The sequence below is a fragment of the Cetobacterium sp. 2G large genome, assembly GCF_014250655.1.
GTDB lineage: Bacteria > Fusobacteriota > Fusobacteriia > Fusobacteriales > Fusobacteriaceae > Cetobacterium_A > Cetobacterium_A somerae.
In genome coordinates, this window is sequence record NZ_JACHTH010000005.1 from 1,292,733 (window position 1) to 1,317,760 (window position 25,028).

22 protein-coding genes are annotated in these 25,028 nt (G+C 29.4%); 2 read left to right on the forward strand and 20 right to left on the reverse strand.

The features are described 5' to 3' along the window. Positions 1 to 90 precede the first annotated feature (90 nt). The 6 genes from H5J23_RS09010 to kdsB all read right to left on the reverse strand — a co-directional run bounded on the left by H5J23_RS09010 (position 91) and on the right by kdsB (position 8,517). Positions 91 to 3,135, reverse strand: coding sequence for an efflux RND transporter permease subunit (locus H5J23_RS09010; protein ID WP_185891822.1), 3,045 nt, complete (start codon positions 3,133 to 3,135; stop codon positions 91 to 93). A 22-nt stretch (positions 3,136 to 3,157) separates the two neighbouring features. Further along, positions 3,158 to 4,189, reverse strand: a complete 1,032-nt coding sequence (locus H5J23_RS09015) for an efflux RND transporter periplasmic adaptor subunit (protein ID WP_023050942.1) — start codon at positions 4,187 to 4,189, stop codon at positions 3,158 to 3,160. 15 nt (positions 4,190 to 4,204) lie between these two features. Further along, positions 4,205 to 5,491, reverse strand: a complete 1,287-nt coding sequence (locus tag H5J23_RS09020; protein ID WP_023050943.1) for a TolC family protein — start codon at positions 5,489 to 5,491, stop codon at positions 4,205 to 4,207. Further along, entirely contained in the window at positions 5,491 to 6,129 is a 639-nt protein-coding gene (locus tag H5J23_RS09025) for a TetR/AcrR family transcriptional regulator (RefSeq protein WP_023050944.1), read from the reverse strand. The genes H5J23_RS09020 and H5J23_RS09025 overlap by 1 nt, the downstream gene beginning before the upstream one ends. Positions 6,130 to 6,223: 94 nt before the next feature. Beyond that, positions 6,224 to 7,780 (reverse strand): SpoIID/LytB domain-containing protein, encoded by a 1,557-nt coding sequence (locus H5J23_RS09030; protein WP_185891824.1) that lies wholly within the window; start codon positions 7,778 to 7,780, stop codon positions 6,224 to 6,226. After that, positions 7,780 to 8,517: a 3-deoxy-manno-octulosonate cytidylyltransferase gene (gene kdsB / locus H5J23_RS09035; RefSeq protein ID WP_023050946.1), complete on the reverse strand. Its 738-nt coding sequence runs from the start codon at positions 8,515 to 8,517 to the stop codon at positions 7,780 to 7,782. The genes H5J23_RS09030 and kdsB overlap by 1 nt, the downstream gene beginning before the upstream one ends. 90 nt (positions 8,518 to 8,607) lie before the next feature. Here kdsB and H5J23_RS09040 point away from each other — a divergent pair, with 90 nt between their 5' ends. Beyond that, positions 8,608 to 9,222, forward strand: a complete 615-nt coding sequence (locus H5J23_RS09040; RefSeq protein WP_185891826.1) for a histidine phosphatase family protein — start codon at positions 8,608 to 8,610, stop codon at positions 9,220 to 9,222. A gap of 90 nt (positions 9,223 to 9,312) precedes the next feature. After that, entirely contained in the window at positions 9,313 to 10,257 is a 945-nt protein-coding gene (ftsZ, locus tag H5J23_RS09045) for a cell division protein FtsZ (RefSeq protein WP_185891828.1), read from the forward strand. A gap of 39 nt (positions 10,258 to 10,296) precedes the next feature. On the opposite strand, the gene H5J23_RS09050 is transcribed toward ftsZ, so the two are convergent. From H5J23_RS09050 to lptB, 14 genes are read right to left on the reverse strand one after another with little or no spacing between them, the layout of a single operon-like run. Next, positions 10,297 to 11,160 carry an RluA family pseudouridine synthase gene (locus H5J23_RS09050; RefSeq protein ID WP_023050949.1) on the reverse strand — a complete coding sequence of 288 codons (864 nt, stop codon included), beginning with the start codon at positions 11,158 to 11,160 and terminating at the stop codon, positions 10,297 to 10,299. Between the two features lie 3 nt (positions 11,161 to 11,163). Then, the gene (gene rodA / locus H5J23_RS09055) at positions 11,164 to 12,267 is read right to left on the reverse strand and encodes a rod shape-determining protein RodA (protein WP_023050950.1); all 1,104 of its coding nucleotides are present in this window, start codon (positions 12,265 to 12,267) and stop codon (positions 11,164 to 11,166) included. Positions 12,268 to 12,276: 9 nt separating this feature from the next. Then, positions 12,277 to 12,717: a dUTP diphosphatase gene (gene dut, locus H5J23_RS09060; protein ID WP_023050951.1), complete on the reverse strand. Its 441-nt coding sequence runs from the start codon at positions 12,715 to 12,717 to the stop codon at positions 12,277 to 12,279. 10 nt (positions 12,718 to 12,727) lie between these two features. Next, positions 12,728 to 13,951, reverse strand: coding sequence for a pitrilysin family protein (locus H5J23_RS09065; RefSeq protein WP_185891829.1), 1,224 nt, complete (start codon positions 13,949 to 13,951; stop codon positions 12,728 to 12,730). An 8-nt stretch (positions 13,952 to 13,959) separates the two neighbouring features. Further along, the gene (locus H5J23_RS09070) at positions 13,960 to 15,039 is read right to left on the reverse strand and encodes an LptF/LptG family permease (RefSeq protein WP_023050953.1); all 1,080 of its coding nucleotides are present in this window, start codon (positions 15,037 to 15,039) and stop codon (positions 13,960 to 13,962) included. Then, positions 15,036 to 16,115: an LptF/LptG family permease gene (locus tag H5J23_RS09075; protein WP_023050954.1), complete on the reverse strand. Its 1,080-nt coding sequence runs from the start codon at positions 16,113 to 16,115 to the stop codon at positions 15,036 to 15,038. The genes H5J23_RS09070 and H5J23_RS09075 overlap by 4 nt, the downstream gene beginning before the upstream one ends. 9 nt (positions 16,116 to 16,124) lie before the next feature. Then, positions 16,125 to 16,658, reverse strand: coding sequence for a CvpA family protein (locus H5J23_RS09080; protein WP_023050955.1), 534 nt, complete (start codon positions 16,656 to 16,658; stop codon positions 16,125 to 16,127). Positions 16,659 to 16,675: 17 nt separating this feature from the next. Continuing rightward, positions 16,676 to 17,860 (reverse strand): class I SAM-dependent rRNA methyltransferase, encoded by a 1,185-nt coding sequence (locus H5J23_RS09085; protein ID WP_185891831.1) that lies wholly within the window; start codon positions 17,858 to 17,860, stop codon positions 16,676 to 16,678. A gap of 11 nt (positions 17,861 to 17,871) precedes the next feature. Next, positions 17,872 to 18,981, reverse strand: coding sequence for an alanine racemase (gene alr, locus H5J23_RS09090; protein ID WP_023050957.1), 1,110 nt, complete (start codon positions 18,979 to 18,981; stop codon positions 17,872 to 17,874). A 57-nt stretch (positions 18,982 to 19,038) separates the two neighbouring features. After that, positions 19,039 to 19,977, reverse strand: coding sequence for a protein translocase subunit SecF (gene secF / locus H5J23_RS09095; RefSeq protein WP_023050958.1), 939 nt, complete (start codon positions 19,975 to 19,977; stop codon positions 19,039 to 19,041). A gap of 4 nt (positions 19,978 to 19,981) precedes the next feature. Continuing rightward, entirely contained in the window at positions 19,982 to 21,202 is a 1,221-nt protein-coding gene (gene secD, locus H5J23_RS09100) for a protein translocase subunit SecD (RefSeq protein WP_040407381.1), read from the reverse strand. A gap of 16 nt (positions 21,203 to 21,218) precedes the next feature. Continuing rightward, complete coding sequence (ruvX, locus tag H5J23_RS09105; protein ID WP_185891833.1) at positions 21,219 to 21,638, reverse strand: Holliday junction resolvase RuvX; 420 nt, start codon at positions 21,636 to 21,638, stop codon at positions 21,219 to 21,221. Between the two features lie 16 nt (positions 21,639 to 21,654). Further along, entirely contained in the window at positions 21,655 to 24,261 is a 2,607-nt protein-coding gene (gene alaS, locus H5J23_RS09110) for an alanine--tRNA ligase (protein WP_023050961.1), read from the reverse strand. Positions 24,262 to 24,296: 35 nt separating this feature from the next. Next, positions 24,297 to 25,022 (reverse strand): LPS export ABC transporter ATP-binding protein, encoded by a 726-nt coding sequence (gene lptB, locus H5J23_RS09115; protein ID WP_023050962.1) that lies wholly within the window; start codon positions 25,020 to 25,022, stop codon positions 24,297 to 24,299. Positions 25,023 to 25,028 lie beyond the last annotated feature (6 nt).

Below are 25,028 nucleotides of genomic sequence, written 5' to 3' on the forward strand. Positions count from 1 at the left end.
AATACTAACACACTGTTCTATTTTTTTCAACTATTATTTTTTTTATAAAAAAATTTCCCTGAGTTAATACTCAGGGAATCCTTATTTTTCTTATACTTTTTGCTTCTTTAACTTTTTCTTCATTCTATCAATAAAGTCTTCAACCATAATGTATAGAACTGGAATTACTACTAGTGTTAGCAGTGTTGAGAATGATAAACCAAATATAACAGCTATAGACATTCCTGAATATAACTCTGCTCCCTCTCCAAATCCTAAAGCAAGAGGAATCATACCACATACTGTTGTCATTGTAGTCATCAAAATTGGTCTAAGTCTTGTTTTACATGATTCTCTTACAGCATCATTAAGTTCATATCCTCTTTCTCTTAAAATCTTAATAAAGTCAATAAGAACTATGGCGTTATTAACAACGGTTCCTGCTAGCATTATTATTCCAATCATTACCATCATGTCAAATGGAGAGTTTGTGATTAATAATCCTCCATAAACACCAATCATTGCTAACGGTACTGATGCTAATATAATCCCTGGAAGTAAGAAGTTTTCAAACTGTGATGCCAGAATAGCGTATATTAAGAATATTGAAATTCCAAGAGCCATTCCCATTTGAACAATTGCTTCGTTAAACAATTGCGACATTCCACCCCATGAATAAGAAACACCTTTTGGCGGGTTAGTTGCTTCAAATGCATCTACAATTTCACTTTGAACTTTACTTAATCCTATTCCACCGTCATTTGCTGAAACTGATGCATAGAATATCTTATCTGTTTTAGTTACTTCTGATGCTCCCTCTGCCATAACAATATCCGCTACATCTGATACTTTTACAAATTTACCATCTGCTCCTCTAACATTTAACTCCTCTAAAGTTGAAACCTTAGTTCTTGAATCTTTTGGTAATCTTATTAAAACATCAATCTCTTCTGTTCCTGTTTTTACAGATAGTGTTTGTCCAGTTGCTCTATTTCCTCCAAGGAAAGAGTAACTTATTGTTCTACCTATATCAAATGGACTAATTCCATGTGCTCTTAATTTATCTCTGTTTAAGACAACTCTAGCTTCTACATTTCCTGGTTCTATACTTGATGTAATATCTATAATACCAGGATTTTGACTAATTTTATCTTGTACTTGTTTTGCTATATTTTCAGCAACATCTAATGAATCAGAAGATATTCTAAATTCAACGTCTCTATTTCCACCTGCTGATTGATAATCATCTTTTAAGTTAAACTTAATTCCAGGTATTTTTTCTAATTCAGGTCTTAAATTATCCATTACTTGGAATATTGATACATCTCTATCAGTCTTTGGCCCTATATCAACGTTTACAATACCTACTCCTGTTTTTACAAGAGAGATATATGTTTTTGTTAAAGGATTATTTTTTACTACTTCAACTGCTTGCTCTGTAATCTCTTCTGCTCTTTCAACAGAAAGTCCTTTTTCTAGTTCTAAAACAACAGAATATCTACCATAATCTTGTTTTGGTATAAACTCTGTTCTTGTTAACATTGGTCCTATTATCATCATAACCATAAATGTTAAAAATGCTAATGCAACTGTTTTCTTTCTATTTGTAATTGCCCACTCTATTATTTTTTCATATCCACTTTTTACTTTTCCAAATATCTTACCCTCTTTAGTAATATCAGCATTAGCTTTTAAAAATCTACTTGCTACCATTGGCATTAGAGTCAATGATACTATTAAAGCGGCAACGTTAGAGAATATTATTGATAATGACATATCTCTAAATATCTCTCTTGCAATACCAGGAATAAATAGTACTGGAATAAATACAACCATTGTTGTTAATGCTGATGCTAATATTGCTACAGCAACTTCTGATGCTCCATCTTCTGACGCTTCCATTACTGGTTTTTTTAATTCCGTTATATGTCTATAAATATTATCTATAACAACAACTGAGTTGTCCGTTAGCATTCCTACTCCAATAGATAATCCCATTAAAGAGATAACGTTTATCGTTACTCCTAAAAGAGATAAGAAAGCGAATGTAAATATAATGGCTATTGGTAATGCTAATGATATCAGCATTGTAGCTCTAATATTTTTTAAGAATACTAAAAGTACTATTGTCGCTAGAACAAGTCCTGTTATAGCGTTTCCTTTTACTCCTGAAATCGATGAATTAATATTTTCAGAGTAATCCATTACTGTTGTTACTTCTACACCTTTAGGGTAGTATGGCTTCATCTCTTCTAATGCTATCTTTGCATTATCTGTAATCGATAAGATATTTCCATCTGTAGACTTTTCAATAACTAACATTACCGATGGTTTTCCATTAAGTTTAGTTATCTCACTTTGATCTTCAGTAGTTAGTACTACATTAGCAATATCTTTTAATCTAAGAGTTTTACCGTTACTTCTTAAAATCATATTTTCAAATTCATCTAAGTAGTTAAATTCTCCCATAAATCTGGCAACAACATCTTTTCCTCCAGTTTTAATAACTCCTAAAGGAACATTTATTGATGATGTTTTTATTAAATCATACAACTCATTTGGTGTTAAATTATATGATGCTAATTTATCTGTATCAAATTGAATTTGAATCTGTTTATCTGGAGATCCTAATGTATCAACACTTCCAACCCCTCCAATTCTTTCAAATCTTGGAGTCATGAACTCATTTACAAATGTTGTCAATTCTAAGAAATTTGGACCTGATACGTTTAGCATCATCGCAGTATTTCCTGAACCTGCTAACTTTTTCTGTGTCGTAGGTTTTGATGCATCATCTGGTAACTCTCCTGATATAGCATCAATCTCTCTTTGAACATCTCCTCTTTTTAAATCTATGTTTACACCATAATCAAACTCTATACTTACAACTGATCTTTCAAATGATGATGTAGATGTTATCTTTTTAATTCCATCAACACCTGATAGTGAGTCTTCTATTTTTTTAGTAATCTGACTGTTTACATCTTCTGGAACAGCTCCATTCCAAGTTGTAGTAATTACAACCATTGGAATATTCATATTAGGAAGTAGTTCTGATTTCATTGATAGCATCGAAACAATTCCTAAGAATACCATCGAGACCATTACCATTACTGTTGCAACGGGCCTACGTATAGCAATACCTGCTAATGACATATATCTTTCACCTCTTTAATTTCTATTTTGTTTCGTTATTTATTGTAATTTCATCTCCATCAGCTAATCCGAATATACCATCAGATACTACTAAATCTCCTGGTTTTAACTCTTCTGATATAACCTCAATATTTGGTTTTATTGTAGCTCCTGTTGTAACCTCTACTCTCTTTGCTTTTCCATCTTCTATTTTATAAACATAACTTAATAAGTCTCTTATAAATACTGCTTGTTGCGGTACAATAAGTCCTTCTCTTTTTTCAGTTGGAATTACAACTTTTGTGTACATTCCATCTTTTAACTCTTTTGTTTTGTTATCAATAGATATTTTTACTGGAAACTTCTTTGTTTCTGCATCTGCTATTGGATTTATAGATTTAATTTTTCCATCAAACTCTTTTCCACCTAAATCAGAAACCATTAAAGTCACTGGTGATCCCTCGTTTAATGTACTTAACCAGTACCCTGGGAAATCAACAGTTATTTCCATTATATTCTCATCTACTACTGTGAATACAGTTGAATTAGCTTCTACTACATTTCCAGACTTTAAGTTTAAGTTTCCTACTAACCCTGTTAACTCAGATTTTCTAGTTAATTTATCGTAGTTTGATTTTTTAGCTGTATAATCTGCTAATGCATTTGTATATGCATCTCTATAATTTAAAAACTCTAACTGAGATATCATCTGTTTCTCATAAAGCTTATTAAATTTTTCAAAATTATTTTTTGTTGATTGTAAATTAGCTTTTGCTGCATCATAATTTGACTCAGCTTTTGCATCTGTAAATTTTACTATTACTTCACCTTTTTTAACAAAATCTCCATTTTTCTTTAATACTGTTGATACAGTTCCTTGTGTGTCTAATGTATGGTTTACTTTTTCTTGAGGTACAATTGTTCCATCAGTTGTATATATATCTGAAACTTGTTCCTTTTTAACTTGTGATGCCACTACTGGCTTTTTTGGTTTTTCTACTACTGCTTCTTCTTTTTTCCCACAAGCAGTCATCAAGATAGCTGCCGCTGTTAATATGAATAATCCCTTTTTCATCTTTCCTCCTAAATATTAAATAAGTGATGATCTATACTTTTCAAATGCTACATAATAATTTAATACTGCTGAGTTATAATCTACAGCTGCTTGTCTATATTGACTTTCTGATAATAAATAATCTACAGTTGAAATTAATCCTGCATTATATCTTTCTGTATCTATATTAAAGTTTTCTGTTGCTGCTTCTAAAGCCTTATTTCTAGAATCTCTTAATTGTTGTAAACGTATTAATTCTCTATAATTTTTTGTAACAGATAGTTTTATGTTATCTGATGTTAACTCTTGATTTATAGATTCTATATTTTCATTGTTTTTTGCCACATTATATTCATCAATTCCACTTCCAAATGAAAATACGTCCCATTTTACAGAAACTCCACCTCTCCATTCAGCATTGTCAAAACTATTATCAAAATGATGACTTTCTTTTGATGTTCCATATGTTGCAAAAGCATCAACTTGCGGTAATAAACTTGATCTTGCTACAACTTTTTCAGCTGCTGCATAGTTAACTTTATTTACTGCTAGTTTAGCAGATAAACTATTTGTTAGTGCTTGATCTAAATCTTTTCCAAAATCAATTCCTGAAGTTAAGTTTTCTGGTACTTGGAAATCTTTTAAAGTAATCTCTTCATTATTTGGAATCATTAGCTTCAATTTCAAATCTTTTTTAGCTATCTCTAAATTTGTTTTAGTTCCTGTTATTTGTGCCTCTAAATCTAAAATAGAATATTCAGTTTTTAAAAGATCGGCTTTTGTAACTAGTCTTAAATTTAATTGTTCGCTTTGCTTATCATATCTAGCTTGTAACTCTTTTCTAGATGTCTCTAAAACTGTTAAATCTTTTTCAAAATTTATTATACTTGAATATAGAGCTATTATATCTAATCTTACATCTCTTTTTTCAGATAAAAGATAGATATCTGCCATATTTCTTGAAGCTTCAGCACCTAAAATTCCACCTGTTATCGCCCCTCCTCTAAATAAAGGTTGATAAAGACCTATTGTTTGTGTGTATCCACTTTTTGCTCCTATTCCTGTTGTTCCATCTGATTCAACTATATCTAGCATATTTCTATTTGTGTGCTCTGCTTTTTGATATTGTCCATTGTATGTTACTGTTGGTAAAGCTGTTTTAAATGCTCTTCTAACATTTAACTTTGCATTTTCTTTTGATAACTCTGATGTTTTTATCGTTTTTCCATTTTCTAAGGCTAAATCAATTGCACTTTCTAATGTCAGTTCTCTTGAAAAGGCTGCTGTTGAAAGCAATACCAGTAATCCTAATAACTTTTTCATTAATTTCCTCCTGTTAGTAATTTTAAAATTCCACTTACCACTAATTCTACTTCTTTTTCTAAGTTTATATTTCTTAGTCTTTCTCTAAACTCATCTATATCACTTATAAAGTAGTCATCTGTATTCTTATAAAATAATCTCTCTAATCTATAAGATTTTATTCCACCCATAATGAAGATTATGATTGTATTCATTTCATCTTCTGAATAATTTATATTTGGAATATTTTTTATTATCTCTTTTAGAAATTTTCTATTTAAAATCTCTATTTGTAAAAGTTTTTCTCTAAGAACAGGTGTTAAATGCTCTAGATTTCTTGTTAAATTTATTAATATTAAGTGAGACTTTAAGTTATCTGATGATATAACAAATCTTTTTATTATAAAAATTTTTATTCGCTCTTCATAATTAGAATCACTTTTTAAAAGTTCTTCTAATTCTGCTTCTCTAATTTCGTACACTCTATCAATAATTTCTTCTAAAAGTTGATCTTTAGATTTGAAATACGTATAAAAGCTTCCTTTAGCAATTCCTAAATAAGTAGTTATATCTTCAACTCGTGTTTTAAATATCCCTTTTTTCAACAAAACATCTTTCGCTGCTTCTAAAATTTGTTCTTTTTTTCCCTCCTTTAGCATCTTGCCCCCTTACTGAACTTAAATTTAAAATGACTAAACAGTCATAGAATATTCTAATCTATAATGACTATTTAGTCAATGCTTTTTTTATATTTTACCACACATTATGAGCACTTGAGTTAAATCCAGATGAGGTTGAATAATATTTTGCATCTATTGGCTTATCTTCGTGTACCAATATTAAACCTTTTGTCGATTTAACCCCTTGAGACGCTAATTCATTTTCATCTAAATTATTATATACTTGACTTTGTGTGCTATCTACTATATGAAACCCTTGCTTTGCATATCTATTTCTCAAAATATCTTTTGCTGCATAAGTTCTTGCTGCAATTGCTTGTACTTTAAGAGCTTCTAATCCAAAACTTTGTGGCATTTCACTTGGTACAACTTGTAGTAAATAATCTTCTATATTTATTTCATTAATTAAATTTAAACTTTTTCCACCTTGAGCTAATCTTATTTCAAATTCACCTCTATATGTTGGATATTTATTTCTTACATTTCTCCTTATGTTTGTTACAGAAATCATTTTATTAGATGTGATGTTTATAAAGTTTCTTGTCTTCAATCTTAATTTATTTTGAACAATTACTTGTGTATATCCATCTTTTACTACAAAATCAACCGAAGTTCTTGGATTTATATTTACATTTCCATCTTTACTTTTTATTTTTATGGTTCCTAAAGAAAACATTGAAATTTTTGAATGATTAAGAGTTGAAAATCCACTGTTCATTATACCAACTCTTATTTTATCTCCTATTCCATCTACTGATCTCATATTTTTTAACTTTGTATCTGTATAATATCTTTGTAAAACTTGTTTGTATGAATATCCCTTATTTTTAGTTAAATCCATAGCAGACCATTGAGGTATACCAGAACCATGTCCAAATCCTCCACCATAAATATTAAAACCACCATTTCCTAGCTTTTCTATTGCTATAAACGCTGATGGTAACATACTTGGATTTTTTGATATTGGTTTATCATTGTAGCTAGCACTTCCTCCTTTGGCACCATAAATATTTACTACACTATCTACATTATTTCTACTTAAACTTAGTAAATTTCTAATATTCCCCTCTTTTGCAACAATATATTCTCCTCTAGTTCCTTTTATTAATAATTTTGTTACTAAACCTGATTTACCTCTTTCAAGAACTCTTAAAGTTATAACTTCACCAATTGGATTTAATGGAATTTTTTTAGCTATCCATTCTCCTTTTTCATAAGTTAATACCTCTTTTGGTCTTCTCGAACTTAAAGTTACTAAATTTTTATTTAATACATTACTTATCTCTTTTTTAGTTAAAGTAACTTTCCATCTCCAATAGTTTGAATTATCTCCATGTCCCTTAACTTTAGTATTTTTGTAAAAATCTAAAAATTCTTTTTCTTTATAATACTTAATTGGAACTTTTGGGGACTCCATATCGTTTACATATTTTAAATATGGTATCGGTCTTGCCACAGGTATTTTATCTTTAGAATAACTCCCATATAAATCAACTCTATCTCCTTTTAAATTAGATGAAGAACTTCCTGGTCTTTCATAATAATCTTTTTTTGAACTACTACTACATCCTGCAAAACCTAATAAACAAATACCAATAGCTATCATATTTTTTATATTTCGCTTTTTCATTATAACTCTATTCCTTTTTCACTTATATACTTTCTTACTTTTTCAAGCTCATCTTGAGTATCTACTCCTATTATTTCAAATGGTGTTTCTAAAACTTTTATTTTATATCCATTTTCTAAAACTCTAAGCTGCTCTAATGATTCTGAATTTTCTAAAGGAGTACTTTTTAACTTTGCATATTCTAAAACAAATTCTCTTTTGTATCCATAGATACCCACATGTTTAAAATATATATCTAAATTCTCATTTCTTGGATATGGTATTACACTTCTTGAAAAATATATTGCATAATCTTTTTTATCAGTTACAACTTTTACATAATTAGGATTTTCAATATCCTCTTTTTTTAAGAGTTTATGTTTTAATGTTGCCATTTTTAAATCCTCTTCATCTTTAAATACATTAATCAATGAGTTTATCATATCTGGCTCTATTAAAGGTTCATCTCCTTGAATATTTATAATTACATCATAATCAGTTATTTTTTCACAAACTTCTGCTATTCTACTAGTTCCATTTAAATGATTTACATCTGTTAATATAACTTCTCCTCCAAATGATTTAACTGCATCAAAAACTTCTTGAGAATCTGTAGCTACAATTACTTCATCTAAATTAGATTTCATAGCTCTTTTATAAACCCATTCAATCATTGAATGACCACAAATATCTTTTAATGGCTTTCTCGGTAATCTTGTTGATTCATATCTTGCTGGAATTACTCCTAAAAACTTCATTTTACAACCTCCAAAATTCAATGTATAATAAGATTATACAAGAATATCATATTAAAAAAAAGAGTTTTTATACTTAAAAAGGAGAAAATTATGCTACGTATTTATTTTGTAAGACATGGTGAAACAGTTTGGAATACACTAAAGATTTTTCAAGGAAGATCTAACTCTCCACTAACAGAACTAGGAGTTGAACAAGCTAAAAAACTTTCTCAACACTTAAAAGATATTGATTTTAAAAAAGTTTACTCATCACCACAAGATAGAGCTTTACAAACAACCAAACTTTTACTTGGAGATAAAAATATGGAAATAACTACCATTGATGAATTCCAAGAAATAAATATGGGAAAAGTTGAAGGAATTCCAAGAGAAGAGTTTGAAAAAAATTATCCTATTGAATACCATAATTTCTGGAATAACGCTATGGACTATAATCCTAGTGCTTATAATGGAGAAAGTTATGAAGAGATATTAGATAGAGTTAAACTTGGATTAGAAAAACTTATTAAAGAAAATAATAATGGAAATATCTTAGTTATCAGTCATGGTGTTACACTGAAAGCTATCTTCAATATTATTAATGAAAAAGGTATTGATGAATTCTCCAAGCAACCTGTTCCTGAAAATACAAGTACAACTATTGTTGAATATGATTCAAATGGCTTTAAAATTATTAAATTTTCTGACACTGAACATTTAAAATAATTTTTTTGCTGTTGACACAAAGGAAATCGTATAGTATTAAAGTACTAATGTTATATATTGCTATCTATTTTATTTAGGGGGTGAGTTTTTTTGGGAGATAAGTTTAATGTTAATATAAAAGTTATGGGTATTGGTGGCGGTGGTATAAACGCACTTGATGAAATTGTTTCTTCTCATATTGATGATGTGACTTTTTTTGCACTCAATACTGATTTACAAGATTTAAACAATTCTAAAACTCCTCATAAAATTCAATTAGGACCGTCAACCACAAAAGGACTTGGTTGTGGTGGAAATATTGAGTTAGGAGAAAAAGCTACAAAAGAAAGTTTAGCTTTTATTAAAAATATTTTAAGAGGTACTGACTTTTTATTTTTAACCTCTACTATGGGAGGTGGAACAGGTAGTGCTGCCACGGCTTTAATTGCAAAATTAGCTAAAGAGATGAATATTTTAACTGTTGCAATTGTAACTAAACCTTTTTCTTTTGAAGGAAGAAGAAGAATGAAAATTGCTGAAGCTGGTATTAAAAATCTTAAACCTTTTGTTGATTCTCTCATTGTTATCCCTAACGATAAACTTTTAGATAGCTCAACCCCTAATATAACAGTACAAGAAGCCTTTAAAAAAAGTAATTTTGTTTTATTTACCGCTGTTAAAGGTATGACAGATCTTATGTTAGCTAAAGGTCTAATTAATCTAGATTTTGCTGATATAAAATCACTTTTATTAAATTCAGGAGAAGCTATTTTAGGATTTGGTGAAGGCGAAGGTGAAAAGAGAGCTGAAAAAGCTGCTCTTGCTGCTGTTGACTCATCTCTTTTTGAAAGAACAATTTTAGGTGCAACTAAATTCTTAGTTAATATTATTGGACCTAAAGACTTGAATTTAATGGAATCTAGTATTATTGTTGAAACAATAAAAAAAGAGTGTCGTGCTGAAATTGACGATGTTTTATTTGGAGTTTCTATAGATGAAAACTCTGATGATACAATTAAAGTTATTTTAATTGCAAATTCTTTTTTAAATAAATAATAGTAATAAAAAAAACGGTTTAAAATAAAAACCGTTTTTTTAATCTAAATTTTTTAGGAACTCCTCTGGTAAAGGTAATTCTATTTTTATTTTATATTTTGGTATTTCACAATAATATGAAAATAAAAACATATTTTTTCCACCTTTTCCATATTTTCCATCCCCAACAATAGGATGTCCTAAGTTTGATAACTGTACTCTTAATTGATGTGTTCTTCCCGTTTCAAGTTTTCCTTCTAGAATAGTTTTTCTCTTACCAATTTTTAAAACTTTAAAATAAGATATACTCTCTTTTGCACCATCTTCATAAGAATCTAACTCTATTACTTTTGTTTCTTCTTTTTTTAGATATGTTTTTAAAGTAAACTCTTTCTTAGTAATAATACCATCAACTAATATATAATATTTTTTATCTGTTTTTCCTTCTCTAACCTCTTCTGCTAACTCTCTTGTTACTGCTAAACTCTTAGCTCCTATAACCAAACCAGAAGTAGATTTATCTATTCTATTTACAAAATTAAATTCATCTGTTTTATAGTAACTTTTAAAAAGTTCAGAAAGTCCATATTCATGACCACTTCCTTTATGCATAACCATATTAGCATCTTTATTAAAGATAATAACTTTCTCATCTTCATAAATAATTCCACTTTTTAAAGTCTTCATATCTTGAGGCGATATTTTTATAAAGTCTTTTGCAACTGTTTCTCCACCAGCTATTAAAACTTTTACAATATCCCCTTCTTTTAATCTATAGTTTTCTTTAGATTTTTTTCCATTAACTTTTATTTTCCCAGTTCTTATTCCTTTAAAAATCTCTGTTAATGGAGTATTTTCATATTTTTTTCTTAAAAACCTATCTAATCTAACTTCATGAAAACTAGAATCTATAATATATTCCATTTCTTACTCCCTATATATATTTATGCTTTGAACTATTCCTAGCATTGCAAAAGCAAATAAAAATGATGTTCCTCCATAACTCATAAGAAGAAGAGGTAATCCTGTAACTGGCATTATTCCTGTTACCATTCCAATGTTTATAACTATGTGGAAAAAGAATATAGCCGATATTCCGTAACAGATCAGTTTTCCATAACCTTCAGATTTGTCACCAATTCTCATTATTCCCCATAAAAGTAAAATATAAAGAATTAATAAAACGCATCCTCCAATTAACCCTCTCTCCTCTAAAAATACGGCTGCTATAAAATCTGTATGCGATTCTGGTAAAAATCTCAATTTACTTTGAGTTCCTTGTAAAAATCCTTTTCCAAATACTCCACCAGATCCTACTGCTATCATTGATTGAGTTACATTCCAACCACTACCTAACAAATCAGCTTCTGGATTTAAAAATGTTAACACTCTTTCTCTTTGATAATCTTTTAATAAGAAAAAATACCCGATTGGAGCCATTGAAATTCCTATAAATGCTAAAATTATTATAGTCTTCCAATCTATTCCATTTATAAAAATTAGTATTAAGTATAAAAATATTATAACTAATGATGTTCCTAAATCTGGTTGAGCTGCTATCAATAAAAATATTGGTAAAACATGCATGCTTGTCGCTATAATACTTTTAAATCCAGAAAATTTATTATTATATTTAGTAGCTAAAACTTCTGAAAAAGTTAAAACAATAAATAGTTTTGAGAATTCAGAGGGTTGAATTGTTATAAATCCTAAATCAATCCACCTCTGAGCTCCCAATCTTTTATCACCGATAACAAATACCAGCAATAATAAAATAACATTTATAAGATAAATAATTTTATAATATTTCCCGTATACCTTATAATCTATAAAAGAAAAGATAAAATACGTTAATACTCCTAATCCTATCCAAACAATTTCTTTATAAAAAAATGACGTTCCTTTATGGATTGTTGCACTATACACAGTTAATAAACTTATTAAAACTATGCATAGAGCAATATATAAAATCATATTTTTCATTTTTTTTATTCTTTTTATAGTAACTACTAAATCATGATTTTTTCCCATTAATTTCTCCTATTTTCCTGTATGACCAAATCCACCTTCAGCTCTTACAGTTGTTGATAACTCATCTACTTTTTCAAACTCCATCTTATAAACTTTTTGAAGAACTAATTGACCAATTCTTTCTCCTGGGTTTACTATAAATTCTTCATTACTTAAATTTATTAATATAACTCCAACTTCACCTCTGTAGTCTGAGTCAATCGTCCCTGGAGTGTTAACTAAAGTTATTCCATGCTTTAAAGCAAGCCCACTTCTTGGTCTCACTTGTACTTCATATCCAGAAGGTATTTCCATCTTAATTCCAGTTGGAATTAATTTTCTTTCTAAAGTTTTTAATGTAACTGGTTCTGTTATGTTTGCTTTTACATCCATTCCAGCTGCACCCTCTGTCATATATTTTGGTAATTCTACTCCATTTTCTAGTACTAATTTAACAATAACGTTTTCCATTTTTTCCCCTTTATATGTTCCCTAAAATTGTTTTAGATATATACTTTTCATCAAATATTTTTTTAGCAACTCTTTTAATATCATTTAAGTTTACATCTTCAATCTCTTTTATTACAGTTTCAATATCTCTTACATAACCATAAACTAAATATGATCCTGCCATTCTTGTCATTTTACCTTTGCTACTCTCTAAACCAAAAGTTACCATACTTAAGAATTGATTTTTTGCTCTTTGAAGCTCTTTTTCAGTAATCCCATTCTCTTTTAATTCTTTTAATTCTTCCTCTATTAAAGAGATTACTTCTTTATAATCTTCATGCGTAGTTCCTGCGTATACAGTGAATAATCCACCTTCATCAAAATTAGATGTATAAGAATAAACTGAATATGCTAATCCTCTTTCTTCCCTAATTTTTTGAAAAAGTCTAGAACTCATATTTCCACCTAAAACATTTGATATTACAGATGCTTCAACTCTGTCTTTATCAGTGCTTGATGTTCCTAAAGTATTTATACACAAATGAACTTGGTTTGTTTCTTGAACTATTATCTTTTCTCCTGAATTTATAACCATGTCTCCATTATAAACTCTTTTTGTACTTCTATCTTTTAACTGTCCAATACCTTCATTTAATTGTTTAAATATTTTTTCCTCTTCAATATTTCCTGCTACTGCAACAACTATATTTTCAGGTTTATACATATCATAGAAATATTTTAATATTTTTTCTCTGTCTATTCCTTTTAAACTTTCTATTGTTCCAGCTACTTTTTGGCTTTGTGCACCAGTTATAGCAAATCCAAGATTTTCTTCATGTACAACTTCCTCTGGGATATCTTCATACATTCTTATCTCTTCTATTATTACATTTCTTTCTTTTTCAATATTTTCATCTGTAAATGTAGAATTTAAAAACATATCATTTAAAATATCGATTCCAATTTCTAATGTATTTGAAGTCATTTGAATATAGTATGCTGTTTTTTCAACACTTGTATACGCATTTATCATTCCGCCTTGATCATCAATCTCTTCTGATATCTCTTTTGCAGAACGATTAGTTGTTCCTTTAAATAATAAATGCTCTATAAAATGAGAGATTCCTTCTTCACCAGGCAACTCATTTTTTACACCAGCTCTTACAAAAAAACCTAAGCTAGCTGTATTTATACTTTTTATGTCTTCCATTAATAACGTTATACCATTATCTAACCTCTTAGTAGTTATGCTCATTTTCCTCCTTAATATTCTGCTTCCTTCATAAAGTAAATTCCTAAACATAAAAATATCACATTTGGGATCCAACCGCTTATAAATGGATTTAATAATCCATTAACACTTAAAGCTTCAAAAGATGCTTGTACTATATAGTATGAATATCCTAATCCAACACTTAAAGCAATACTTATTGCTGAAGCTCCTCTTACATATCTACTTCCTAAAGCTAATCCTAAAAATGATACTATAAAGCTTGCAAAAGGAAAAGAATATCTTTTTCCTAAAACAGACAGTGGTTCTTTTATATCTCCACCTGTTATCCTAATATCTCTAATTGATTTTGCTATTTCAGCATTTGTCAATTCATCTGGATCTCCTTGAATTGTTATAAAATCTGATGGTCCTTTATCCAAAGTTTCATTAGAGTATACTTTATAACTTTTTTGAGTTTTATTAACAAAGTTATTTACAACAGCATCTTTCAGTACCCATTGGTTTTTATTTAAATCAAACTCACCACTTTTTGCTGTTATTATTTCTTCTATTTTTTCAAAATCTTTATTTAACTTTATTATCTCTAAAAGAGTTCCTGTATTTCCTATTCTATCTACTTGTTTTATATAATAAACAAGATTATCTTCTGTTCTTAAAAATGCATTATTTTTAGTTGTTGGTAATACTCTTTCTGATATTTTCCTTCCAGCTCTTAAGGCTCTACTTTTTGCTAAAGCCATTGGATGAATACGATTCATTACTTGGAATACTATCAAAGATATTAAAAATGATATTATTATAGGATATCTTACTATTCTTCTAAAACTTATTCCTGAAGTTTTCAAAGATATAATTTCTAAATTTGAAGCCATTCTATTGATACACATTAACGAACCTAAAAGTACTGCTAGAGGAGTCACCTCTATAAATATTTTAGGTAATAAATATAATATATATGTTGCCGATTCTGAAACACTCATTCTTCCAGCTGTTATATATCTTATTATTTTAAAAAGTTGACTTAATATAAAAATATTTATAAACGCAATTAAACTTAATAAAAATGATTTTATGAAGTTCTTACTTATATAGATATCTAATTTTTTCATTTAGCACCACCTGCTTTTCTTTTATATAGTAGAGCTGTTCCACCAACTAATAATAAATTTGGTAGCCAAACTCCCATATATGGTGATACTACACCTTTATTTGCCATTACCATTCCTACATTAAGAAATACAATATAGGTAAATATAACTCCTAAACTTACTCCGAAACTAGCTCCTTTTCCACTTCTATGATGGCCAATTGATAAAAGAACTCCTAAAATAGCTAATACAACAGTTGACAATGGAATTGCTATCTTTCTATTAATCTCAACTAAATATGGAATTTTTTCTTGATATGTTTTTCCTTTTAAATTTTTTAAAAGAGTTGTTATTCCCATAGCTTCAATATCTTTTACTTCTATATTAACCTCTTGAAAATATGAACTTAAAGGTATTTTCTTCTGCTTAAATTCTCCCTCTAATTTTATTGTTCCATCTGGATTGAAAGTATAAAACTTAGAATCTTCTAATACCATATTTACATTTTTCCAGTACGCTTTATCTCCTAATAAAATTGTAGGAAAATTATTTTTATCTTCTTTTTGGAAAATCAAAACATTTTCAGCTTCATTAGTTTTTCTGTCAATCTTTTCAATGTATAAGCTATATTCATCGACTTCATCAATTAATATTCTCTCTTTTAGTTGAAATACTGGATTTTCATATGCTATTTTCATTGTTATTTCTTCTAATTTACTAAAAGATCTAGGAATAATACTTTCTTGTAGGAAAAATATAAAAACAGTTATTATTGAAGCCAATATTACTATTGGCTTCAATATATCTTTTAAGGACATTCCTATAGAACTCATTGCTGTAGCTTCACTTGTTCTTGTAAATTTAGAAAAAGTTATCATAACTCCTAAAAATACACCCATTGGTATTGTTTGTGATAAAATTGGAGGTAGATAAAATGACAATATTCTTAATACATCAATTAATGAGATTCCTTTTACAATTATATTTTCCATAAGAGACACAATAATCTCTATTAAGAAAATAAATGTAAATAGTGATACTCCAAATATTATTGGCATCTTCACATCTTCCAATATATATTTTTCAATTATTTTCATTTTTCTCTCCTAAAACATTTTATTAAAGTACTTTTCAACTAGTTCTTTTCCTTTTATATAGTTTAATTCTGATTTTAACTCTTTTGGTAAATATTCCTCAATATAATGAGATTTCTCTAAAAATACTGCATTAGTCTTACTGTCAATTCCATACTTTTTTAAAACTGTATATTTTTGAGCAGCAAAATTAAAAATAAATAAAATTATTAATGAAATTATAAGTCCTTTTACTAATCCAAAAGCTCCACCTAATCCTCTAGATAAGAACCCTTTATTTTGATTTTTTAAAATAATTCCTATAAAAAACATTAAAATAGCAATAGCAAAGTATGAAGCTATAAATACACCTATATACGTCAATAAGTAGTTACTTTCATTGTTATTCATAGCTAATTTCTCTATTACAATTGGAGTAAATTTTTGAGCTATAATAAAATCAATGAAAATTCCAAAGATTGAGAAGAATTGTAGTAAAAATCCATCTTTTAATCCTTCAATCACTGCAAATATAAGTATTACTGCTATTAAAATATCTAAGTACATAATTATTCCCCCTTAAATTAATTATTTACTACTCTAACCCATAAAGCTTTTAAGTATAATGTTTCTGGAACATGTAAAATCCATGGATGATCTTCTGGTTGATAATTTACTCCTATAACTTGTAATAATTTTCCATTCTTTGAAGCTGCCATTCTTGTTACTTCTATTAAATCTTGAAGACTCATATGATAAGCACAAGTTATTATTCCTACTATTCCACCATCTTCAATTAACTTGAAACTTTCATCACATAAACTGAAGAACATATCTCTTCCTCTATGAATATCAATCTTCTTCTTTATTAATGATGGTGGATCTAATGTTATTACATCAAACTTTTCTCCTCTATTAGCTAAGATTTTTAACATTAAAAATGCATCTCCCTCAGCTGTTTCAAAATCATTTGTAAACTCATTTAATTCATAGTTTTCTTTACACAGCTCTAATGCGTGAGGTTCTTTATCAATTGCTATAACTTTTTTACATCCTTCTTTTAATGCTGCAACTGAAAACCCACCACTACTAGAGAATACATCTAGAAATCTTGTATTTTCATTTAAAAATGGTCTTATAAACTTTCTAGAGTCTCTTTGATCTAGGAAAAATCCTGTTTTTTGACCATCTATAATATCTACGTAATATTTTAATCCATTATCTTCCATTACGATTCTTTCTGGAATCTCACCATATATTATTCCAGTTTGTTGCTCTACACCTTCATGAGTTCTATTTTCAACATCACTTCTTTCATATATTCCTTTTGGTTTCATAACTTTTTTTATAGCATTTATTATTTCTTGTCTAAAAGCTACTTCTAATCCTGAATTTCTAAATTGTACAGATACATATTTATCAAATTTATCAATTATTAATCCTGGTATTCCATCTGCTTCAGAATAAAAAGCTCTAACACAATTAGTTTCTGCTAAAAGATGTTTTCTCTTTTCATAAGCTCTTTTTATTTTTTCTAAAATTAATGTTTTATCAACTGCTATATCCTTTGTTGTTAAAACTCTAACAAACGCATTTGTTGCCTCTGCTACATATCCTTTTGCCACAAGCTCTCCATCCGTTGTACAAACCTCAACTATATCTCCATTAGAAACATTTCCTAAAATATCCTGTATCTCATCTTTAAATACATTTGGATAAAAATTCCTAATTTTCTTTTCTTTTCCTGATTCTAATATTACTTTTGCCATTAAACTCTCCTTTATAATTTTCCTATTAGGCTATTCACTAAGTAAGGCTTTCCATGTTTCAAATAAACTCTACTAACCCTTCTACTTAGTCCAGTAAATAACTCGTAAATAGAAGATCCAACCATTATTGATTTGTCAAAAATGTCCTCTCCCATCACAGTTACTTCATCTCCTGCTTTTACTCTACCTTTTAGCTCATCTGGTATTCTTACCATAAGCATATCCATACAAACCTTACCTACTATTTTACAAGGAACTCCATGAATTTCAATTGTTCCCTTATTTGAAAGCTCTCTTCTGAAACCATCTGCATATCCAACTGTTATTGTTGCAATTAAATCATTTTTATATCCTTTACCTACTCTTCCATAAGATATATCTATATCCTCTTTTAGTTCTTTTAAAAAAAGTATTCTACTTTTTAAAGTAAAAACTCTTTTTAAATTTTCTATAACTCCCTCTCCATAAACACCATACATAATTATTCCAGCTCTAACTAAATTACTTTGAGGAATTTCAGAAAACTTTAATATCCCTCCACTATTAAGAATATGGATATATTTTATCTCTTCTAACTTTTCAAAATCTCTAAATTTTTCTAACTGCTTTTTTGTATAGCTTATTGATTCTTCATCTGATTCATCTGATACTGATAAATGTGAATAAACTCCAACTACTTCTATATTTTTTTCCTTACATATGTCTATAGCTGCTTTTCCTTCCTCTACTGTAAATCCAACTCTACCCATTCCTGTATCTACTTTTATATGTACTTTTAACGAAAGTCCCTTTTCATTAATATATTTTATTTGAGAAAGATCAGTCAAAGTAACTTGTAGATTTTTTTTCTCTGCTTCTTCTAACTCTTCGTTAAAAATTCCTGCTAAGATTAAAATCTCATCATCAATGTCGTTATTCCTTAGTTCTATCCCTTCTTCTAGAGATGAAACTCCAAATATTTTTACCCCCATTTTTGAAAGTTCTTTTGCTATTGTGACTGCTCCCATTCCATAGGCATCTGCTTTTATAATGGCCATTATGTCTCTGTCATGAGATAGTTCTTTTATTTTTTTTATATTATATTCTAAGTTATCTAGATCTATCTCTGCCCACGTTCTCATTTTTTCCTCCAACTCTTATTAAGTAGATTAAGCCACCTTTTTCAGGTGGCTTTTTTGTTATACTACAATTTTTTCTTCAGGATGTGAATTATCATCATCGTCATCTTTTTTAGGTTCATACTTATCGTCTCTTTTCTTTTCAAAAAGATACACTAAAGGTGTTGAAATATATATTGATGAGTAAGTTCCCACTCCAATTCCCACTAAAAGTGTTGTTGTAAATGTTCTTAAACTATCTCCACCAAAAACTAATATTGCAACTAATGCTAATAATGTTGTAACTGAAGTATTAATTGATCTTACTAAAACTTGATTTAAACTTTTATTTAATACTTCTCCAAAAGTTAAATCTGATTTTTTTCTTAAACTCTCTCTAATTCTATCATATATTATGATTGTATCGTTAATAGAGTATCCTAATATTGTTAGAATAGCTGCTATAAACGGTGTATCAACCTCATACCCTAACAATGCTATAACTCCTAAAGCTGCAGTAACATCATGTAATAATGTTAAAATTCCAGCTATTGCAAATTTAAATTCATATCTCATTGTTATGTATAAAACTATTAATAATCCACCTATTGTAAGAGCATAGATTGCTGATGTTTTTAATTCTTCACCTATTGTTGCTCCTACTTTTTCAGCTCTTTCTAATTTATAATCTCCTAATGTTTGAAGATTTGTTAATAACTTCTCTGTTTCTTTATCACTCATTTCAGCAGTTCTAATAATAACATTATTATCTGCTTGAGAAACTTGGACTTTTCTTGCAGTTGACGAAAGTTGTGGAATCTCAACTGCTAACTCATCTAGCTCTTTATTTATATCTGTTAATGTTATATTATTAGTATAATTTAGCTGAATTAAACTTCCACCTGTAAAATCTATTCCATAGTTCAACCCTTTTACTAAAAACATTCCTAGGAATATTATAAAAGATATTGTTGATAATGTTATCCATTTTTTACTGTGCTTTATTACCTCAATATACATTTACTTACCCCCTTTTCACACCGAAGAACTCTGTTCTTTTTATTTTAAATAAATCCACTGTTGTTGTTAACAGAACCTTTGTTATGAAAATTGCTGTAAGCATTGACGCCACAGTTCCAATTGTTAAAGTTACTGCAAATCCTTTTACAGTTCCTGTTCCAAACATAAATAACACTAAAGCTGTTAATAATGTCGTAACGTTAGAATCTATAATCGAAGCTATTCCTTTACTAAATCCAAGCTTTATTGCACCATTAATTGTGCTTCCTAATTTCAATTCATCTTTTATTCTTTCAAAGATGATTACATTGGCATCAACTGCCATACCCGCAGATAATATCATACCCGCTATTCCTGGCAATGTTAATGTTGCATCAATAAAGTTCAGCATTGCAAACATTACAAGTCCAAAACTTAATAATGCTAAATCTGCTACAAATCCAGGTAGTCTATACATAATTAACATAAATGTTGCAATTAATCCAACTGCTACCATAGCTGCAGTTTTACTCTGAGCTATTGATTCATCTCCTAAAGATGCTCCAACAATTCTCGTTTCAATTATTTCAGCTTTAACTGGTAATGCTCCTGCATTTAATAATGTTGCTGTTTTTTTAGCTTCATCTGGAGTGTAACTTCCTGTTATAACTCCATTTCCACTTGGAATTTCACTATTAATCGATGGTGCTGTTTGAACTTCTCCATCAAGTGTTATAGCTAATCTTTTTCCAATATTTTCTCTAGTTATTCTAGCAAACTCTTTTGCTCCCTCTATATTCATTTCAAATTGAATTTGAGGTCTTCCTAGATTATCGTATGAAACTTCTGCTTTTTTTAGTGCTCCACCTGTTAATAGTGTTTCACCTAAAGAACCGTCATCATTCATTATTTTAAACTCTAACAATGCTGTTTTTCCAATCATCTTTACTGCATCATCTGAGTTTGTAATTCCTGGTAATTCTATAATAACTCTATCCATTCCTGCTCTTTGTACAACTGATTCTGCTACTCCAAGACCATTTATTCTTCTGTCTAAAACTTCTATCAGCCTGTTCATAGCATCATCATCTAGCTCTGTACCATTTTCTGGTTGAGCTTGTAAAACTACATAAACCCCACCTTTTAAGTCTAGTCCTAGTTTTGTTGGTTTCATAACTGCTAACCACCAAGAACACACTAGTATAACTAATACAAAAAATAATTTTGTCATCCCCTTAAAATTCATGCTAGCCTCCACTTAGTTATTTTTTCATGTCTAAGAAAGTCTGTAGTATAATAGCTGCTGCTACCTTATCAACTACTTTTCTTTTTTCTTTGGCTCCCCTTAGATTTGTTTCGTTTAACATTTTATCTGCTGAAACAGTGGAAAGTCTTTCGTCTATCTCAAAAAACTCTAATCCTTCAATAGACTTATTTAGTTTCTCCATAAATTCTCTTACTTTTTCTGCTTGACGTTTTTCTGTTCCATCTAAACTTTTAGGTATTCCTATAACTATCGATTTAGTATTTTCTTGTCTACACAGCTCAGCAATTCTTTTTACAGCTTTAGTCTTTCTTCTATCAATTACTTCTAAGGGAGTGGCAACCATTCCCATTAAATCCGATTTTGCCACTCCTATTCTTACATCTCCTACATCTAAAGAAAGATATCTTTTATACATAATTATCTTCCTCCAATTATAATGATTTTGCTAAAATCTCCTTTACAGCAGAAAGTGCTTCCTTAACTTTTGCTCCATTCTTTCCTCCAGCTTGTGCAAAGTCAGGTCTTCCTCCACCATTTCCTTCAGCTATCTTAGCAGCCTCTCTTACTAAGTCTCCAGCTTTAACTTTTCCAATTAAATCTTTTGTAACTCCAATAGCAAATATTGCTTTCTCGTTATCTGATCCTAATGCAATAACACAACTTCCTAATTTATCTTTTGCTTTATCTACAATCTCTCTTAACGAATCTGCCTCTTTATCTTTAAAGTCTTTTACTAAAACCTTAACTCCATTTATTTCTTCAATCTCATCAAATAATGAGTTTGCTTCAAATGATGCTACTTTAGCTTTTAAAGTTTCAACTTCTTTTGATAACTCTCTTGTTTCTTCAACTACTTTTTCTGATCTTTCTTCAATTTTATGTAAATCAGTTTTTAAGTTTTTAGCAACTCTTTTCATAGTTTTTTCCATCTCTAAAACTGCTAAGTATGCTTTATAGCTAGTTTGAGCTTCTATTCTTCTAACTCCAGCTGCAACTCCAGCTTCTGAAACAATTTTAAAGATTCCTATTTTTCCAATATTACTTATGTGAGTTCCTCCACAAAGCTCCATTGAGTAATCTCCGATTGAAACAACTCTTACTTCATCTCCATATTTATCTCCAAATAGAGCTGTTGCTCCTTTTGCTTTTGCATCATCCATAGACATTACTTCAGCATTTACAGATGTAGCCATAAATATTCTTTCATTTACTGCTTTTTCAACTTTTTCAATTTCTTCTGCTGTTAAAGCTTCATAGTGATTAAAGTCAAATCTCAATCTTTCTGCTCCACATGATGATCCTGCTTGCTGTACATGTGTCCCTAATATATCTTTTAAAGCTTGATGTAATAAGTGAGTTGCTGTATGATTCTTTGCAATCTCTTCTCTTCTAACTGGATCTACAGTTAAATTTAATAATGTACCTTCTACTAATTCATCTAGTCCACTTTCAATTTCAACTATATGAGTATAAATTTCTTTTTGTTTTTGAACATCTAGTACTTTTGCTACTAAATTTTCTCCTTCTATAATACCTTGGTCAGCCTCTTGTCCTCCAGATTCTGCATAGAATGGTGTCTGATCAAAAATAAGAGCATACTTTCCATTTTCTAATTCTCTTGCACTTAAAAGAGTTGCAGGAGTCATTAAGTCACAGTATCCTGTAAACTCTGTTTTTCCATGTTTATCATAGAACTCCTCTATAAAGCTATCTTGTCCTTTTTCCATAACAACTGCTCTTGCTGATCTAGCCTTCTCTCTTTGCTCTTCCATTTTCTCTAAGAACTCATCTTTTGAAACTTCAATTCCATTTTCTTCACAAATCTCTTCTGTTAATTCATAAGGGAATCCATATGTATCATAAAGTTTAAATGTTACATCTCCTGATAATTTTGTTTCACCTTTTGATTTTGCCATCTCTATTTCGTTCATAACTAATTGCATACCTTGATCTAAAGTATTTGAGAATTTCTCTTCCTCAATCTTTACAACCTTTTTAATATGCTCTATATTTTTTCTTAATTCTGGATATGCTTCTTCCATGATTTCTACAACTTTATCTACCATCTCATACATAAATAGCTCTTTTCTTCCAAGAAGTCTTCCATGTCTTACTGCTCTTCTTAAGATTCTTCTTAGAATATATCCTCTTCCTTCATTAGATGGTATAACTCCATCATTAACTAAGAAAGTAACTGCTCTTGCATGATCTGTTATTACTTTTAATGAGAAATCTTTTTCAGGTTCTGTTCCATACTTTGTATTTGTAAGTCTTCCAGCTTCTTCAACAATTGGAAATAATAAGTCTGTTTCAAAGTTATTTGATTTCCCTTGTACCATTGCTGCTACTCTTTCAAGTCCAGCTCCTGTATCAATATTTTTCTTTGGAAGTGGTTGTAATGATCCATCTTCCATTCTATTCCACTCAGTGAAAACTAGATTCCAGATTTCAATAAATCTATTATCTGTTCCTTCATCTCCTAATTTAGAGTTTTCATCTCCCCCATAAGCTGGTCCTAAATCTACGTGAATTTCTGAACATGGTCCACATGAACCTGTTGGTCCTGCTGCCCACCAGTTTTCAGACTCTCCCATTCTTACGATTCTTTCTTTTGGGAAATTACATTTTTCAACCCAAATTTTTTCTGCTTCATCATCTGTAGTAAATACTGAAACCCATAATTTATCCTTATCTAATTTTAAAACTTCTGTTATAAATTCCCATGACCAAATTATTGCTTCTTCTCTAAAATAATCTCCAAAAGAGAAGTTTCCTAACATTTCAAAAAAAGTGTGGTGTCTAGCTGTTCTTCCAACATTTTCTAAGTCATTAGTTCTTATACATTTTTGGTAAGTTGTTACTCTTGGTGTTGGAGCCTCTTTTTGTCCTAAAAAGTATGGCTTAAACGGAACCATTCCAGCAACTGTTAATAAAAGAGTTGGATCATCTGGAATAAGTGACGCACTTTCAAAGTGCTTATGATTTTTCTTTTCGAAAAATTCTATAAATTTGCTTCTAATTTCGTTACCTGTTAACATCTTCTTGTTTCCTCCACTATATTTTTAAAATTTATTTAATCTAATTTAAAGTTTTCTCCTAAATATACTTTCTTTGCCATTGGATTAGAAGCTATTTCTTCAGGAGTTCCACTTATCAATACTTTTCCGTTAGCCATTATATATGCTTTCTCAGTTATAGACAACGTTTCTCTTACTGAGTGGTCTGTTATTAGTATTCCTAATCCTCTTTGTTTTAAGTATTTAATAATTTGTTGTATATCCTCTACAGCTATAGGATCAACTCCAGCAAATGGTTCATCTAGCAATATAAAATCTGGATCATTAGCTATTGTTCTTGCTATTTCAACTCTTCTTCTCTCTCCACCTGAAAGAGAATATCCCATCGATTTCGCTACATGTGTTAACTTAAACTCTTCTAACAACTCTTGCATTTTTTTTATCTGCTCATTTTTGGGTAATCCTTTCATCTCCAATATAGCTAATATATTATCTTCAACAGAAAGATTTCTAAAAATTGATGGTTCTTGTGCAAGATATCCAATTCCCATATCTGCTCTTTTATACATTGGATATTCTGTTATATCTACTTCATTAATAAAAACTTGACCCTTTTCAGGTTTAACTATTCCAGTTATCATGTAAAATGTTGTAGTTTTTCCCGCTCCGTTAGGTCCTAAAAGACCAACAATTTCGCCTTTCTTTACTTCCAAACTCACATCTTTAACTACTTGTCTTTTTTTATAACTTTTACATAATCCTTGAGCAACTATACTTCTCATAGATTC

Excerpts from the sequence above, each read along its gene's own strand:
- H5J23_RS09010 (WP_185891822.1), bottom strand. The coding sequence starts at position 3,135 with ATGTCATTAGCAGGTATTGCTATACGTAGGCCCGTTGCAACAGTAATG.
- H5J23_RS09015 (WP_023050942.1), bottom strand. The coding sequence starts at position 4,189 with ATGAAAAAGGGATTATTCATATTAACAGCGGCAGCTATCTTGATGACT.
- H5J23_RS09020 (WP_023050943.1), bottom strand. The coding sequence starts at position 5,491 with ATGAAAAAGTTATTAGGATTACTGGTATTGCTTTCAACAGCAGCCTTT.
- H5J23_RS09025 (WP_023050944.1), bottom strand. The coding sequence starts at position 6,129 with ATGCTAAAGGAGGGAAAAAAAGAACAAATTTTAGAAGCAGCGAAAGAT.
- H5J23_RS09030 (WP_185891824.1), bottom strand. The coding sequence starts at position 7,780 with ATGAAAAAGCGAAATATAAAAAATATGATAGCTATTGGTATTTGTTTA.
- kdsB (WP_023050946.1), bottom strand. The coding sequence starts at position 8,517 with ATGAAGTTTTTAGGAGTAATTCCAGCAAGATATGAATCAACAAGATTA.
- H5J23_RS09040 (WP_185891826.1), top strand. The coding sequence starts at position 8,608 with ATGCTACGTATTTATTTTGTAAGACATGGTGAAACAGTTTGGAATACA.
- H5J23_RS09050 (WP_023050949.1), bottom strand. The coding sequence starts at position 11,160 with ATGGAATATATTATAGATTCTAGTTTTCATGAAGTTAGATTAGATAGG.
- rodA (WP_023050950.1), bottom strand. The coding sequence starts at position 12,267 with ATGGGAAAAAATCATGATTTAGTAGTTACTATAAAAAGAATAAAAAAA.
- dut (WP_023050951.1), bottom strand. The coding sequence starts at position 12,717 with ATGGAAAACGTTATTGTTAAATTAGTACTAGAAAATGGAGTAGAATTA.
- H5J23_RS09065 (WP_185891829.1), bottom strand. The coding sequence starts at position 13,951 with ATGAGCATAACTACTAAGAGGTTAGATAATGGTATAACGTTATTAATG.
- H5J23_RS09070 (WP_023050953.1), bottom strand. The coding sequence starts at position 15,039 with ATGAAAAAATTAGATATCTATATAAGTAAGAACTTCATAAAATCATTT.
- H5J23_RS09075 (WP_023050954.1), bottom strand. The coding sequence starts at position 16,115 with ATGAAAATAATTGAAAAATATATATTGGAAGATGTGAAGATGCCAATA.
- H5J23_RS09080 (WP_023050955.1), bottom strand. The coding sequence starts at position 16,658 with ATGTACTTAGATATTTTAATAGCAGTAATACTTATATTTGCAGTGATT.
- H5J23_RS09085 (WP_185891831.1), bottom strand. The coding sequence starts at position 17,860 with ATGGCAAAAGTAATATTAGAATCAGGAAAAGAAAAGAAAATTAGGAAT.
- alr (WP_023050957.1), bottom strand. The coding sequence starts at position 18,981 with ATGAGAACGTGGGCAGAGATAGATCTAGATAACTTAGAATATAATATA.
- secF (WP_023050958.1), bottom strand. The coding sequence starts at position 19,977 with ATGTATATTGAGGTAATAAAGCACAGTAAAAAATGGATAACATTATCA.
- secD (WP_040407381.1), bottom strand. The coding sequence starts at position 21,202 with ATGAATTTTAAGGGGATGACAAAATTATTTTTTGTATTAGTTATACTA.
- ruvX (WP_185891833.1), bottom strand. The coding sequence starts at position 21,638 with ATGTATAAAAGATATCTTTCTTTAGATGTAGGAGATGTAAGAATAGGA.
- alaS (WP_023050961.1), bottom strand. The coding sequence starts at position 24,261 with ATGTTAACAGGTAACGAAATTAGAAGCAAATTTATAGAATTTTTCGAA.
- lptB (WP_023050962.1), bottom strand. The coding sequence starts at position 25,022 with ATGAGAAGTATAGTTGCTCAAGGATTATGTAAAAGTTATAAAAAAAGA.